This is a genomic window from Ignavibacteria bacterium, assembly GCA_017303675.1.
Taxonomy (GTDB): Bacteria; Bacteroidota; Ignavibacteria; order Tepidaquicellales; family OLB5; genus OLB5.
The window spans coordinates 413,016-427,584 of the sequence record JAFLBX010000002.1; the positions used below are offsets into that span (position 1 = coordinate 413,016).

The 14,569-nt window shown below is 39.5% G+C and carries 15 protein-coding genes, 1 tRNA gene and 1 other RNA gene; 15 read left to right on the plus strand and 2 right to left on the minus strand.

All coding sequences use genetic code 11. The features are described 5' to 3' along the window. The first annotated feature begins 36 nt into the window (after positions 1 to 36). The 7 genes from J0M37_11210 to J0M37_11240 all read left to right on the plus strand — a co-directional run bounded on the left by J0M37_11210 (position 37) and on the right by J0M37_11240 (position 6,974). Positions 37 to 1,284 (plus strand): glycine C-acetyltransferase, encoded by a 1,248-nt coding sequence (locus tag J0M37_11210; protein ID MBN8585654.1) that lies wholly within the window; start codon positions 37 to 39, stop codon positions 1,282 to 1,284. A 188-nt stretch (positions 1,285 to 1,472) separates the two neighbouring features. Beyond that, on the plus strand, positions 1,473 to 2,666 hold the full coding sequence (kbl, locus tag J0M37_11215; protein ID MBN8585655.1) for a glycine C-acetyltransferase: 1,194 nt from the start codon (positions 1,473 to 1,475) through the stop codon (positions 2,664 to 2,666). Positions 2,667 to 3,064: 398 nt separating this feature from the next. Then, positions 3,065 to 4,417, plus strand: a complete 1,353-nt coding sequence (locus J0M37_11220) for an LptF/LptG family permease (protein ID MBN8585656.1) — start codon at positions 3,065 to 3,067, stop codon at positions 4,415 to 4,417. A 9-nt stretch (positions 4,418 to 4,426) separates the two neighbouring features. Continuing rightward, an RNA gene (gene ffs, locus J0M37_11225) (signal recognition particle sRNA small type) lies at positions 4,427 to 4,524 on the plus strand. Between the two features lie 34 nt (positions 4,525 to 4,558). Further along, positions 4,559 to 5,563 (plus strand): Gfo/Idh/MocA family oxidoreductase, encoded by a 1,005-nt coding sequence (locus J0M37_11230; protein MBN8585657.1) that lies wholly within the window; start codon positions 4,559 to 4,561, stop codon positions 5,561 to 5,563. 123 nt (positions 5,564 to 5,686) lie between these two features. After that, positions 5,687 to 6,538, plus strand: a complete 852-nt coding sequence (locus J0M37_11235; protein ID MBN8585658.1) for a 3-hydroxybutyryl-CoA dehydrogenase — start codon at positions 5,687 to 5,689, stop codon at positions 6,536 to 6,538. A gap of 118 nt (positions 6,539 to 6,656) precedes the next feature. Further along, positions 6,657 to 6,974 carry a hypothetical protein gene (locus J0M37_11240; GenBank protein MBN8585659.1) on the plus strand — a complete coding sequence of 106 codons (318 nt, stop codon included), beginning with the start codon at positions 6,657 to 6,659 and terminating at the stop codon, positions 6,972 to 6,974. Between the two features lie 89 nt (positions 6,975 to 7,063). Here the strand turns inward: J0M37_11240 and J0M37_11245 are convergent, their stop codons facing one another. Both J0M37_11245 and J0M37_11250 read right to left on the minus strand, forming a co-directional pair. Continuing rightward, complete coding sequence (locus J0M37_11245; protein MBN8585660.1) at positions 7,064 to 7,609, minus strand: DinB family protein; 546 nt, start codon at positions 7,607 to 7,609, stop codon at positions 7,064 to 7,066. 150 nt (positions 7,610 to 7,759) lie between these two features. Next, positions 7,760 to 8,164, minus strand: a complete 405-nt coding sequence (locus tag J0M37_11250) for a DinB family protein (protein MBN8585661.1) — start codon at positions 8,162 to 8,164, stop codon at positions 7,760 to 7,762. A 234-nt stretch (positions 8,165 to 8,398) separates the two neighbouring features. On the opposite strand from J0M37_11250, the gene J0M37_11255 reads away from it, so the two are divergent. The 8 genes from J0M37_11255 (at position 8,399) to J0M37_11290 (ending at position 14,362) form a co-directional block, all read left to right on the plus strand. Then, positions 8,399 to 8,472: transfer RNA gene (locus J0M37_11255), tRNA-Arg, on the plus strand. Positions 8,473 to 8,539: 67 nt separating this feature from the next. Next, the gene (locus tag J0M37_11260) at positions 8,540 to 9,271 is read left to right on the plus strand and encodes an SDR family oxidoreductase (protein ID MBN8585662.1); all 732 of its coding nucleotides are present in this window, start codon (positions 8,540 to 8,542) and stop codon (positions 9,269 to 9,271) included. Between the two features lie 200 nt (positions 9,272 to 9,471). Beyond that, the gene (locus tag J0M37_11265; protein ID MBN8585663.1) at positions 9,472 to 10,353 is read left to right on the plus strand and encodes an LOG family protein; all 882 of its coding nucleotides are present in this window, start codon (positions 9,472 to 9,474) and stop codon (positions 10,351 to 10,353) included. 53 nt (positions 10,354 to 10,406) lie between these two features. Beyond that, entirely contained in the window at positions 10,407 to 11,288 is an 882-nt protein-coding gene (locus tag J0M37_11270; GenBank protein MBN8585664.1) for a YicC family protein, read from the plus strand. An 84-nt stretch (positions 11,289 to 11,372) separates the two neighbouring features. After that, positions 11,373 to 11,924: a guanylate kinase gene (gene gmk / locus J0M37_11275; GenBank protein ID MBN8585665.1), complete on the plus strand. Its 552-nt coding sequence runs from the start codon at positions 11,373 to 11,375 to the stop codon at positions 11,922 to 11,924. Between the two features lie 11 nt (positions 11,925 to 11,935). After that, positions 11,936 to 12,238: a DNA-directed RNA polymerase subunit omega gene (gene rpoZ, locus J0M37_11280; GenBank protein MBN8585666.1), complete on the plus strand. Its 303-nt coding sequence runs from the start codon at positions 11,936 to 11,938 to the stop codon at positions 12,236 to 12,238. Between the two features lie 72 nt (positions 12,239 to 12,310). Then, a complete protein-coding gene (coaBC, locus tag J0M37_11285; protein MBN8585667.1) occupies positions 12,311 to 13,525 on the plus strand; it encodes a bifunctional phosphopantothenoylcysteine decarboxylase/phosphopantothenate--cysteine ligase CoaBC in 1,215 nt (404 codons plus the stop codon). A gap of 3 nt (positions 13,526 to 13,528) precedes the next feature. Further along, positions 13,529 to 14,362 (plus strand): uracil-DNA glycosylase, encoded by an 834-nt coding sequence (locus tag J0M37_11290; protein MBN8585668.1) that lies wholly within the window; start codon positions 13,529 to 13,531, stop codon positions 14,360 to 14,362. The last annotated feature ends 207 nt before the right edge of the window (positions 14,363 to 14,569 follow it).

Genomic DNA, 14,569 nt, shown 5'->3' on the forward strand with positions numbered 1-14,569 from the left:
TAATTTAGCTTTACAATAAAAGGAAGGTATAATAAAATGTCATATCCGCAGGATATAAGAAATATATACGGATCCCAGCTTGAAGAGCTGAGAAAACAGGGGATATTCAAAGAAGAACGGGCTATATTTTCTCCGCAAAATGCTGATATAGCCGTTGAGTTCCCGATCGGTTCCTCTAAAAAAGAAGAGATCAATATGTGCGCAAATAACTACCTCGGACTTTCTTCACACCCCGAAGTTATAAAAGCTGCGCATGCAGGACTTGATTCAAGAGGATACGGAATGTCCTCAGTTCGTTTCATATGCGGCACGCAGGATATTCACAAAACACTTGAAGACCGCCTCACAGAATTTTTAGGTACCGAAGATACGATATTATTCCCCTCATGTATGGATGCCAATGCAGGAGTTTTTGAAGCTGTTCTTAACGAACAGGATGTAATGATAGCCGACAGGCTTGTTCATGCATCTATTGTTGACGGAATGCGCCTCTGCAAAGCGCACCAGGATACCTATAAACACTCCGATATGGCGCACCTTGAAGATAAGCTTAAGCTGCACCAGGATAAACGGGTCAGGCTGATAATCACAGACGGTTCATTCAGCATGGATGGAGATCTTGCTAAGCTTGATAAAATTGTTGAGCTTGCTGAAAAATACAATGCAATGGTATTTGTTGATGACAGCCATGCCAGCGGTTTTATCGGTAAGACAGGCAGGGGAACACATGAACACTGCGGCGTAGTCGGTAAAATTGATATCATTACAACTACTCTTGGCAAAGCTCTTGGAGGAGCATCCGGCGGTTGTGTATCAGGAAGAAAAGAAATAGTTGAAATGTGCCGCCAGAAGGCAAGGCCGTATCTTTTCAGCAACACCGTTGCCCCGGTAGTTGTATCCGGCGCGCTCGCTGTGCTTGATATTATCAGCAAAACAACCGAAAGGCGCGATAAGCTTGAACGTAATACTGCATTCTGGCGCAAAGGATTGACTGAAGCAGGATTGATAATTAAAGATGGTGAAACACCAATTGTACCTGTTATGCTCTTTAATGCGAAGCTTTCACAGGATTTCGCAAAGACATTGTATGATGACGGAATATACGCGGTCGGATTTTTCTTCCCTGTAGTGCCCAAAGGGCAGGCTAGGATACGCACGCAGCTTTCAGCCGCGCATGAAATGCATCACCTCGAAAAAGCTCTTGCCGCATTTACAAATGCCGGCAAAAAGTTCGGCATTCTCGGCAAAACCAAACAGGAAATTATTGATATGTACGGCATGTAGAGTATAATTCAATCGTTCCCTTATGAATAAATAGTTAATTGAATGTTATAACCCGGCTCTCTATCTCCACGATAGGGAGCCATTTTTTTTGCTTAGGTAGTTTCATTTCCACCACATTTTTTGGTATCACCAAATTCCCTTAAAATCTTTATCTTTGTGAAATTTATTAATCAATTTTAGCAATACATATGTCCAATTTTCTGGGTAAATTAAGGGTTGAGCTTGATAACATGAAGGTCGAAGGGCTCTACAAACATGAACGCGTTATTACTTCTGTTCAGGATGCAGTAATAAAGCTTGATTCTGGCAAGGAAGTTATAAACTTCTGCGCTAATAATTACCTGGGACTCTCATCCCATCCAAAAGTTGTTGAAGCAGCCAAAAAAACTCTCGATACACACGGTTTTGGTATGTCATCAGTACGCTTCATCTGCGGCACACAGGATATTCACAAAGAGCTTGAGCAGAAGATCGCGGATTTCCACGGTACCGAAGATACTATTTTATACGCTGCATGCTTTGATGCCAACGGGGGAGTATTTGAGCCTATCCTTCACGATACCGATGTGATAATTTCTGATGAGCTTAACCATGCAAGTATTATTGATGGTATCAGGCTGTGCAAAGCTACACGCCATCGTTATAAAAATAACGATATGGATGATCTCCGCCGCAAGCTGGATGAATCAAAGCGCGAAGGCGCAAGAAATATCATCATCGTAACTGATGGCGTTTTCAGTATGGATGGATACATTGCTAAACTCGATGAGATAGTTAAAATCGCAGAAGAATACGACTGCCTCACGATGGTTGATGAATGCCACGCTGCGGGATTTATGGGTAAGCACGGCAGGGGATCAACCGAATACTGCGGTGTTATGGGTAAGGTTGATATTATTACAGGTACTCTTGGCAAAGCGCTTGGTGGAGCCATGGGCGGTTACACTACTGGCAGAAAAGAGATCATAGAAATGTTAAGGCAGCGTTCAAGGCCGTATTTATTTTCAAACTCGCTTGCGCCTGCAATTGTAGGCGCCTCAATTGCAGTGTTTGACCTGCTATCTTCAACTACAGAGCTTCGCGACAGGCTTGAAGATAACACAAAATATTTCCGCGCGGAAATGGGCAAACTTGGCTTTGATATCAAGGAAGGAACTCATCCCATCACACCCGTGATGCTTTATGATGCCAAGCTATCACAGGATTTCGCCGCAAAGCTGCTTGAAGAGGGTATTTATGTAATCGGATTCTATTACCCGGTAGTACCTAAGGGGCAGGCGCGTATCAGGGTTCAGGTCTCAGCAGCCCACACACGTGAGCATTTGAATAGGGCCATTGCAGCATTCGCAAAGGTTGGGAAAAATCTTGGGGTGTTGAAATAACGTATTACTTCCGTAGAAGTTGTATTATATATATTATTCAGATTTTGTCACCCTGAGCTTGTCGAAGGGCAGAATTAACCTATCCTCACCCTGAGTCCCGCAAAAATCGTGCGGGATAAACTTTGTCGAAGGGTCCTCACCCTGAGCTTGTCGAAGGGTTAGTATCACGAGACTGCTTCGGCAAAAATCGCCTCGCAGAATATATACAAACAAAAGTTATGTCGCCCTGAGCGCTGTGCCCGCGTTTGGCGTGGGAGTTGAAGGGCAGAATTAACCTATCCATACCTTGAGTTTGCCGTAGGATGAAAATTTCCACTATCTTTTTGCATTCAGTTAAAACTTATAAATACATATCTTTGTTTTATGAGTAAACAATTTATCAATAAAAAAAGAACTGATTGCTGATATATCGTTACATATTAAAGGCACATTTTGCGCCATTTATAATTTCTTTTTTTATTGTTATTTTTGTTTTTACGTTCCAGTTCATTTATAAGTATATAGATAACCTGGTAGGTAAGGGCTTAAGCTGGTGGATAATTACTCAGCTTATAACCCTGAATTTAGCGTGGATGGTGACCCTGGCGGGTCCCATGGCTGTTTTAATAGCTACGCTTATGGCTTTTGGTTCTTTGTCATCTACTAATGAAACTACAGTAATGCGTGCTTCAGGCTTAAGCCCGCTAAAGCTGATTCTTCCGGTACTTTTTATCTCAGGTATTTTGTGTTACGGACTGATATTATTCAACAATAAAGTACTGCCGGAAGCTAACCACAGAACCCGTGTTTTAATGACAGATATTCAGCGAACCAAACCGACCTTCGTAATTGAAGCGGGAAAGTTCACCGATGATATCAGCGGGTATAATATGCTGGTTAAAAAAACCTATGAAAACTCAAACAAGCTTGAAGGCGTTTTCATAATTGATAACTCAAACCCGGTTTATTCAAATACACTGACCGCAGACAGCGGACAGATAAATTTTTCAGGTGATTATTCAAAGATAATACTTGATCTTTATAACGGTGAAATTCACCAGATTGATAAAAAGAAACCTAACGGTTCTTACCGCAGAATAAAGTTTTCAAAGCATATAGTGTCTATCGATGCCCAGGGATTCGGCTTTTCAAGCTCTGACGAGAGCGCTTTTTCCAGGGGTGATCGTGAGCTTAGCGCGGATTCGATGCGAAGCATCGTGAATAACATTACTACCAGCTTTGAAACTGATAAGCTTCAATCAGCAGTGCAGGTACAAAACCTGGCAATTGAATTGACCCAGGTAAAATATGATACAACATCACTTGATAGCAATGCTGCGAACGTGAACCGTATCAAAGTTCTTTCAATTATTAACAGGTATAAAGGCTACAAGAACAAATATGTGAACCAGAGAAGTATTGAACGCTCTAACCAGAAGCAGATCGATATGTACCTGGTTGAAATTTACAAGAAATATTCAATACCCTTTGCATGTGTTGTGTTTGTTCTCATCGGCGCTCCGCTTGGCATGATAACCCGAAAAGGGGGCTTTGGAGTGGCTGCAGGAATGAGTTTAGGGTTCTTTTTATTATATTGGGCATGTTTAATTGGCGGCGAAAAGCTTGCTGATAGAGAGCTTTTAAGTCCGTTCTTAAGCATGTGGATAGCCAATATCATTTTAGGTTCAGCAGGTTTATATTTGGTTTTCAGGGATAGCTTAAACATAAAGAGATTGTTTAAACGAAGAACAATTACAGTTAAGCCGATTTAAGATTTTTATGGTCAAGTCCCGGGCAACAGTTTTTTGCCTAACCCCGCCAGGTTCGAAAGAAAGCAACGGTAAGCAAAATATTGTGTGATCCGGGTAACTTGACCTTTTTTATTTTCTGCCAATTTATACTTATATTACATTATGGAAAAATTAAGGATATTAATTTCGGGACTTGGAGGTATTGCCCAGATTGCTCACCTTCCAATTTTATCAAAGCTTGATAGCGTTGAAATTGCCGGAGTATGCGATATTGACCGCTCTAAGGCAAGATCAATTGCTGCAAAATATAATGTTAAAAGTTCATTTAAAGATCTTGATGAAATGCTGGATACAGTTGATGCTGACTGCCTCATAGTTACTTCACCAACCTCCATGCATAAAGAGCAGGCTGTAAAAGGGCTGCAAAAAGGACTGAACGTACTTGTTGAAAAACCCCTTGCTAGGAATTATGAAGAAGCTTCCGCCATTGTTGATGCTGCCAAAAAAGCCAAGAAGCTGCTTATGGTCGGTATGAATAACCGCTTCAGGCCGGAAGTTATGATGCAGGAAAGCTTTGTATCAGCCGGTGAAATAGGTGAAGTGTTTTATATCAAAACCGGGTATCTTAAAAAAAGAAGCACTGCTGAAAAATGGTCGGTTAAAAAAGCCGAAGCCGGCGGCGGTGTATTTATGGATCTTGGAATAGTAATACTTGATATCGCTTTATGGATGATGAAATTCCCGAAGATAAAAAGCGTATCTGCAGTTAATTTTAATCATTCATTTAAAGATGTTGAAGATTCTTCATTTGTGCTGTTAAGGTTTGAGAACGGTTCAACCGTTTCCATTGAAACAAGCTGGACGCTCCACAGGGCTAATGATATGTTCTACTGTAATGTTTACGGCAGGGAAGGCTCAACTAGCATAAACCCGCTGCGCATATACAAGAACATGCATGATACACTTGTTAACGTTACCCCGGTTAAGATAGAAAAGCCCGCGAATTTGTTCAAGCGTACTTATGAATATGAGCTGAATAATTTCATCAATTCCGTTTTGACAGGTAAGCCTTCGCTTTCTGATGGCTCTGAATCACTTGACCGTATGAGAATTGTTGATGCAATATATGAATCTGCAAAAGCCGGCCGGGAAGTTACGTTTAAGTAATTTTTCCTGCTGTCATTCCGGATTTAGTCCGGAATCTCGTTTTTAGAAATTAAATAGTAACTTGAATTCACAACTAAGTATGAATTCACAACTTACTATGTTTTCACAGCTAAATATGTTTTCATGAAAAAAAAGATCGGCATTATAGGGGCGGGAACAATGGGCAGCGGCATAGCCGCAGCTTCCGCTGTAAGCGGGTTTGGGACAGTATTGTATGATATCTACCCCGATGCTGTTGATAAAGCATTTTCAGGTATAAAAAAAGGATGGGATAAGCTGGCTGAAAAAGGCAAGCTCGATAATGCCAAAAAAGGAGCTGCAGTTAATAACCTGCAGAAAGCTGCCGCATTAAATGAGCTGGCTGAATGCGATATAATTATCGAAGCAGCAATTGAAAATATTGAACTGAAAAAGGACCTTTATAAGGAGCTTGATGATCTTACCGCTGAAAATGTTATACTTGCCACCAATACATCGTCATTTTCAATTACTGCAATATCATCTGCCGTAAAGAAAAATCCCGGCCGGGTGATTGGGATGCACTTTTTTAATCCCGCAAATATCATGAAGCTTGTAGAGGTTATTAAAGGAGAATTTACTTCTGTTGAAACTGTAAATACCGTAACCGAGCTTTGTAAAAAGCTCGGCAAAGTGCCGGTGATGTGCAAAGATACCCCTGCATTTATTGTTAACCGTGTTGCCCGTGCATTTTACGGTGAATCACTTAAAATTATGGGAGAAGAAGCTGTTGAGCCTGCCCTTGTTGATACAGTTATGAAAGAAGAAGGGGGCTTTGCTATGGGACCCTTTGAATTGATGGATCTTATTGGTATCGATGTAAATCTTTCCGTAACTAAATCAGTTTATGAAGCGTTCTTTTATGACCAGAAGTATAAGCCAAGCCCAATCCAGCAGAAAATGGTTGATGCCGGACTTCTTGGCAGAAAAACCAAACAGGGCTTTTATAAATATTGATTTCACTGTGTCATTCCTGCGAAAGCAGGAATCTTTAATAATTGAACAAAAAGTTACTTTTTTTTATTATCTTTGTACAGCACAATTCATAAAGGATAAAACAAAAGCAAAAGACTAAATGCAAACACTACTAAAAATATTGGGATTTGTAACCATCTTTATCGGCATTATTGCCGGAATATATGTTATATCTGATGCATTGAGCCTTTACGCAAGCTTAAAGGGCGCCCCTAATCCGTATATGGAACAGGTTTATCTGATAAAAATTGTTGCAGGCGGCGCTATTATTCTTTCATCAATAGTTTCAGGCATGCTGTACCTCAGCTTCGGGATAGTTATTGAGCTGCTTGATAGCCTTAATCACCGCATCATTATGTTTCTGGATGCACTGGAAAAATCCAAAAATCCAAAACAGGATGATGAGTTCAGTTATTAAGATATTTTCATATTTAGATTAGTCAAAAGGGATGATATTTTATCATCCCTTTTTTGTTTAATTAATTTGGCTGTTATGAAGGGCAGAGTTTATCTTAATTCTGCTTTTGTCCGCGAAACCCATATCGGCAAATCATGGCTGGCTTTGCCAAGCAGCATATTCAATTGACCCGTATGATGCATTACATGCCGCATATTATACATAGTAATTTCAATCATACTGTAATCCTTCCATGGATTTTTCCATCTAAATGCTGCTTTTGTTTCATCCATATCCTGAAGCAAATTTCGCAATTTGCTGCGGCAATGAGCTGTATATTCAAGCAGCTCTTCTTTAGAAAATATTCTCCCGGGCATGATCTCATCTATTTCTTCCTCCTTATAATTGAACTTATCCGGTGTTTTAAAATTTTCCGGGGTTGTATCAAGATAGTAATCAGTAAAAAATAATGTATGGAAAGCTATATACCAGAAACTTCCCCGAAGCTCATCAATATGTTTGGCGTCATTTGAGTCTCCGCCGGTGGAGTAATTGTAAGTCCATAAGCTGTCCGGACATTTCGCTATTGCATTTTCGAACATATCAAGCGCCGCGCCGAATTGACTCCATAATTCTGTACTAATAGTATTATACATAATATTTTTTTATTATTATCTGTGTTTTAGTTTTGTTTTTACTCGATTAAAATTTTAAATGCTCAGCAATTCTGATTTTGTTTGCGATACCCATACAGGCAAGTTATGGTCAACCTTACCTAGCAGAATGTTTAGCTGCCCGGTGTGATGTTATATATGCCGCATACTGTGAAGCAAGTGTTCAGTCATAGTGTGATCCCTTCGTTTATTGTTCCATCTCATTGTGAAAATGTCATGGGACTTGCTGCTGATCAATTTACGGAATTTTTCCCTGCAATGCCGTATATATGAAATAAGCTCTGCTTTTGTATATGTTCTCTCCGGCATTATCCCTGATGGGTCCATTTCTGATAATGTGTACGGTTCCGGCGGATGGAAGCTATCCGGGTCAGTTGTCAGGTCATAATCAGTGAAAAATAAACAATGGTAAGCATTATACCAGAATTTATTTTCATCATCCCAAAGGCTTTCCGGACATTTATCCAGAGCGTTTTCAAGCATATCCAGTGCTGCACCATACTGCCGCCAAATTTCCTGTATTATTGTATCTTTCATATTATTTTTTATTGGTTTATAAAATACTTTATTCTGCAATAAATATAAATGATTAATTTCTTCGATGTGTATCGTGTTATGATACTTTTTTGTTTGCCTGTCATTCCCTCAGATATTAAGACCAAGTTACCTCTTTAGTTTCTTTATTATATTTTAAAAAATCACTATATTTGTAAGATTATCGTTATTTTCACCAGCTTTTATAAAATCACGATAAAATCGTGATGAAGTCACGCCCTCGTAGCTCAGTAGGATAGAGCGTCGGTTTCCTAAACCGCAGGCCACAGGTTCGACTCCTGTCGAGGGTACAAAAAAATTAAGCCAAAATGTCAAAACATTAAGTTTTGTGAAATTTTGGCTTTTAAAATTTTTTAAATGGCAAATAAAGTCGCATTAGTTACCGGCGGTGTTCGCAGGCTTGGAAGGCAAATTTCGCTTTACCTCGCCTCTAAAGGGTATGAGCTTGCCATTATTTACAACTCAAGCACTGCCGCTGAAATTAAACGCACATCAGCCTTGCTCAGTGCATTCGGAATAAAATACAGGCTTTATAAATGTGACCTTAAAGATATCAGATCCGTCAGGAAAACAATTGATTCAATCGGCAGGGAGTTTAATAAAATTGATGTTCTTGTAAATAATTCAGGAGTGATCAAAAAAGTTGATCTGCTTGATATCACCGAAGAATTGTTTGATGATACCATCGCTGTGAATCTGAAAGCGCCATTGTTCGTTTCTCAATCTGCAGTTAAATATTTAGAGAAGGCAAAAGCGCCGGTGATAATTAATATAGCTTCACTCGGCGGACTTGAGAACTGGAGCGGATTTATTCCATACAGCCTGAGCAAAACAGGCGCTGTAAAGCTGACGTATCTCCTGGCAAGAAGACTGGCTCCGAAGATTCGTGTGAATGCAATAGCTCCCGGCACAATTATCATTCCCGGTGAAGAAAAAGGTACTCCGGATAAAATTAATGTTTCTAAGATACCTTTGAAAAAATACGGCTCATCTGCAGATATTATAAATGCAGTTGAGTTTATAATTGAGTGCAGTTATTTGACAGGCCATGTAATTCCGGTTGATGGCGGAAGACTGCTGAACAATTAGCAATTAACAATGAACAATTAATAACATCATTAGTTGTTAATAGGTTTATAAGTTGTCGTAGAGCATTCAATGAATTATTTTCTCATCCTAAGCCTGTCGAAGGATGACCCCTCGACAAGCTCGGGGTGAGTATAGATGAATCGTGATCAGCTAAACCATAGTATCAAAATAATATACTGAGTAAGAATTAAATCAAACATATGGCATTACAAAAAGCACCAAAAGCGTATAAAGATGAAAAGTTCCTCAACAGTCCGGCAGCACGCTCGCTTAGGATAGTTTCAGAGTATATGGAACCGCAATACCGCTTCCGCAAAGAAAATGTACGTGATACAATAGTATTTTACGGTTCAGCGCGCCTGCTTCCCAGAAGTGAAGCAAATAAACGGCTTAAGGCTGTAAAACAGCATAAAAATCCGAAGCCTGAACGTATCAGGGATGCTGAGATGGACCTTGAAATGTCACGTTACTATGAAGATACCGTAAAGCTTTCGCAGATGATAACTGAGTGGTCAATGAAGCAGGAACCGGGCAACAGGTTTGTTGTATGTTCCGGCGGGGGACCCGGTATCATGGAAGCATCAAACCGCGGCGCGAAAAAAGCCGGCGGTAAATCAATCGGTCTGAATATCAGCCTGCCGTTTGAACAGAACCCGAATCCATACATCACGCCTGCGCTTAATTTTGAATTCCATTACTTCTTTATGCGCAAGTTCTGGTTCGCTTACCTTGCCAAAGCGCTTATCATTATGCCCGGCGGTTTCGGTACGCTTGATGAGCTTTTTGAGCTGCTCACGCTTATACAGACCAAAAAGATCAGGAAAAAAATGCCTGTCATAATTTACGATAAAAAGTTCTGGAATAATATTATCAACCTCGAAGAGCTTGCCAACAAACGCGTTATAGACAGGGAAGACCTCAAGCTGTTTTGTGTTGTTGATACAGTTGAAGAGGCATTTGAAATTCTCAAAAATGACCTGAGCAAGCATTACCTGCAAAAAACGGTAAGCCTTTTTAACCAGAAAGCAGTTGTAACGCCAAAAGAAAAACGCAAGCTTAAAAAAAGAGTTAAAGAAGCATAATTTTATTAAAGCTACAAAAAAGTTAAGAAGTTTAGAAATACCAGAGTAATATTATGATAATCAGCATGACAGGATTTGGAAAAGCTTCCAGGTCCGTAAAAAAATTAAAAGTATCAGTTGAGCTTCGCAGCATTAACAGCAAGTACTTAGAAGTATCCTGCAGGCTGCCAATGGTTTTTTCCGATAAGGAGTCAGAGATAAAGGAAATTATCTCGCAGAAGGTTTCCCGCGGAAAGATATCAGTTCAGCTTGGAATTGAAAAAAGCGCAAACAGCGATGTAACTATCCAGGTAAAGCCTGATGCCGTTAAAGAGTATTATAAGCTTCTCTCAGGTATCAAAAAAACTACAGGCATCAAAGAAGAAATAAAGCTTGAACATATTCTCAAGTTCTCGGAAATATTCAAAGGTGAATCCAATGATGACCTTGCGGATTACTGGAATGATATCAAAAAAATTGTTTCCGCCGCTGTAAACGATCTTGTTGTTATGAAAGCCAAAGAAGGCAAGGTGCTTGAAAAGGATATTCTAAGCAGGCTGAGCTCAATAGAAAAAAAGCTTGATGTAGTTACAAAGCTTTCCGTAAAGAATGTAAGCGAAACAAAAAGGAAAATGCTCGATAAGGTTAATAACCTTATCAATGAAGCAGGCATACAGGCGGATAATAACAGGCTTGAATACGAGCTTATCATGATAAGCGACAGGCTTGATATAACCGAAGAGGTGATTAGGGCTAAATCTCACATTAACTATTTCAGGAATAACGTAAAACAAAAGGAGCTCTCAGGCCGCAGGCTTAACTTCCTGGTGCAGGAGATCAACAGGGAAATTAATACAATAGCTTCAAAATCCAACAGCTCAGAAATTTCCCAGTTCGTAGTGGAAATGAAGGAAGAGCTTGAAAAGATCAAGGAACAGCTCCAGAATATTGAGTAATTTCTTTGTTTTTATTAGTTTTTAAGGAAATTAATTCGACTTTTAATAAACCAAATAAATCACGATATTTAAGATTAGTCTGATATGCTCTTTGTAATTTGCGCATCAAGCGGAGCAGGTAAAACAACAATTATCAGGGAATTATTTAAAAAATTCCCCGGAATTTCTTTTTCTGTATCCGCTACAACCAGGAAAAAACGACCCAATGAAACCGACGGTAAGGATTATCATTTCATTTCCGTGGAAGAGTTCACAAGGCGCAAAGAAGCCGGCGAATTTATCGAAACCGAAGAAGTGCACGGCAATTTTTACGGCACATTAAAAAGTGAAGCTGAACCGTTCCTTAAAAACGAAGGAATAATGATACTGGATGTAGATGTTAAAGGCGCGCTGAACATTAAAAATATGTACCCTGAAGCTATCACGGTTTTTATTGATGTTCCTTTTGATGAGCTTGTAAGAAGGCTAAGAAGCCGTAACACAGAAACCGAAGAGGAGATACAAAAACGCTCTTCACGTATCAAAATGGAAGCGGGACTGAAAGATAAGTTCGACTACATTGTAGATAACAGCAGCGGCATTGAAAATGCCGTTAAGGAAACTGAAAAAATAATAAATAAATATATAAAGCATTAAGGAGCAATAAAATGAGAATAACCCCACTTGAAATTGAAGAAGTTGAATCAAAAGCGGGTAACATTTACGAAGCGGTTGTTGTTGCGGCAAAACGCGCAAGGCAGCTTAACGATGAACAGAAGCTGGAATACAACCAGAGAGTTGAGCCGCTGATAAAAGCAGATGATGACAGCGATGATACAGTTGTTAGCAAAGATAAAATGAATATCAGTGTTGAATTTGAACAGAGACCCAAAACCACGGAAGCCGGACTCAATGAGCTTCTTGCTGATGGACTTGAGTTCAGAATTAGAAACGAAAATCCGGAAGATTAATTTCTGATAAAGCCGGTTGCTCTTATATTTAAAAAAAAATCTAAAGAGCAAATACCAGATATCATACAGCCATTGGAATTAAAAGGAAAAAAAATATTACTTGGTATATCCGGCGGCATAGCAGCTTACAAATGCTGTGAGCTTGTGAGATTATATAAAAAAAGCGGAGCGGAAGTCAAAGTAATTATGACCCCCTCCGCTTTGAATTTTGTATCACCTGTGACCCTTTCAGCGCTTTCTGGGAATGAAGTAATGATAAACCTCTTTCCTGATGTTGACCCAAACAGGTCTAGCACAGTAGAAACCAAAACCTGGCATATTTATACCGGACTTTGGGCTGATATATTCGTAATTGCCCCAGCAACTGCCAATACTATAGCAAAAATTGTTCACGGTATCAGCGATAATTTTTTAACATCAACCGTGCTCTCAGCACGCTCGCCAATACTTATATCACCCGCTATGGATGAAGATATGTACCTTAATGAAGCTACATCTGGGAATGTTTCTGCTTTAAAAGAGCTGGGCTATTATGTAATTGAGCCTGAATCAGGTGAGCTTGCAAGCGGTTTAAGCGGTGTTGGCAGGCTGCCGGAGCCTGAAACTATATATGAACATACTGTAAATGTTTTAAGCGGTGCCGTTAAAGATCTTGAAGGAAAAAAAATACTTATTACTGCTGGACCCACATATGAACCCATTGACGATGTCAGATTTATCGGCAACTACTCAAGCGGTAAAATGGGATTTTCGCTTGCGCTCGCTGCTGTGCAGCGCGGAGCTGATGTTACACTTGTAGCCGGACCCGTATCATTAAAAACCCCGCGGCATGTCAACAGAATTGATGTTAATACCGCTCAGGAGATGTTCAGCGCTGTTAAAGCGAATCTGAATGGCAAAGATATTGTAATAATGTCAGCCGCAGTTGCAGACTATAAGCCTAAGAATATACATAAAGGTAAGATCAAAAAAACTGCCGGCGAAAATATTGTGATTGAAACCGAAAGAACAGATGATATTCTTGAGTATGCCGGAAAAAATAATTCAGGCTTTAAGCTGATCGGCTTTGCGCTTGAAACTGAAAATGAAATTGAATACGCTTTGAATAAAATAAAGCGTAAGAATCTTGATATGATTGTGGTGAATAATCCTAAAGTTGAAGGCGCCGGATTCAAAACCGATACCAATGTAATTACAATAATTCATAAGAATGGCAATAAAACTGAATACCCCAAAATGACAAAGTTTGAAGCTGCGCAGAAAATACTTGACAGGATAAACGGGTAACAAATGAGCTCAGAAGAAGTAAATAAACTGCTTGCCGAAACTGAATCAATAATTAAGAATTTTGACCGTTTCTATTCTGAAAAGCTTTATATCGATAAAGCTCTCCCCGAAATTACACAGCAGGGCAGTGAAAGTATTGAATCAGCACCTATAGCTAAACCAAAAGTTCGCAAATCCTCTGTAAGCACTCCGCAAAACAATAAAAGCGCTGTCGCTGAAATTGATATCTTCGGCAATGAAAATATTAAACGCGAGGAGTGGGAATTTTCTGAAACACTGGATGAGCTGAATTCAAAGATTAACATATGCATGAAATGCGGTTTGGGTAAGTTGCGTACTAATTTTGTTTTCGGTGTAGGTAACCCAAAGGCTGATATTGTTGTTATTGGAGAAGCTCCCGGCGCTGATGAGGATGCGCAGGGCGAGCCTTTTGTAGGCAGGGCAGGGCAATTGCTTAACAAAATACTAGAAGCAACCGGATTTGCCCGTGAAGAAGTATATATCCTTAATATTTTAAAATGCCGCCCGCCGGGCAACCGCAATCCCGCCCCTGATGAAGTGGAGCTTTGCAGGCCGTATCTTGAAAAGCAGCTAAAGCTTATAAATCCGAAGCTTATATTACTGCTGGGAAAAGTGGCATCTGAATCTCTATTGAAAACTAAGGAACCATTGAATAAATTACGGGGCAAGACCCATGATTACAAAGGATGGAAAGTAAGAGTTACATTCCACCCTGCAGCGCTGCTTCGGAATCCCAACTGGAAGCGTCCCACATGGGAAGATATGCAGGAATTCAAAGCCTTATATGAAGAATTAACCGGTAAAAACCATAAATAGATTTAAAATAAAATACAAAATTTTCATTAAGAAGTAAAAATAATTAAGTATAGATTCAAATAATTCATAATGTTCTTTTTTTTGTCAGTTTTCAAAATTTTATCCGTTATTATGAATTGTTATTCTCAAAAATTTCCTTATATTCAGTAGTCAATGTTTAGATATTTATTTGTCAATTTTATGTAAACAGTTGTTAATAACTGCTAT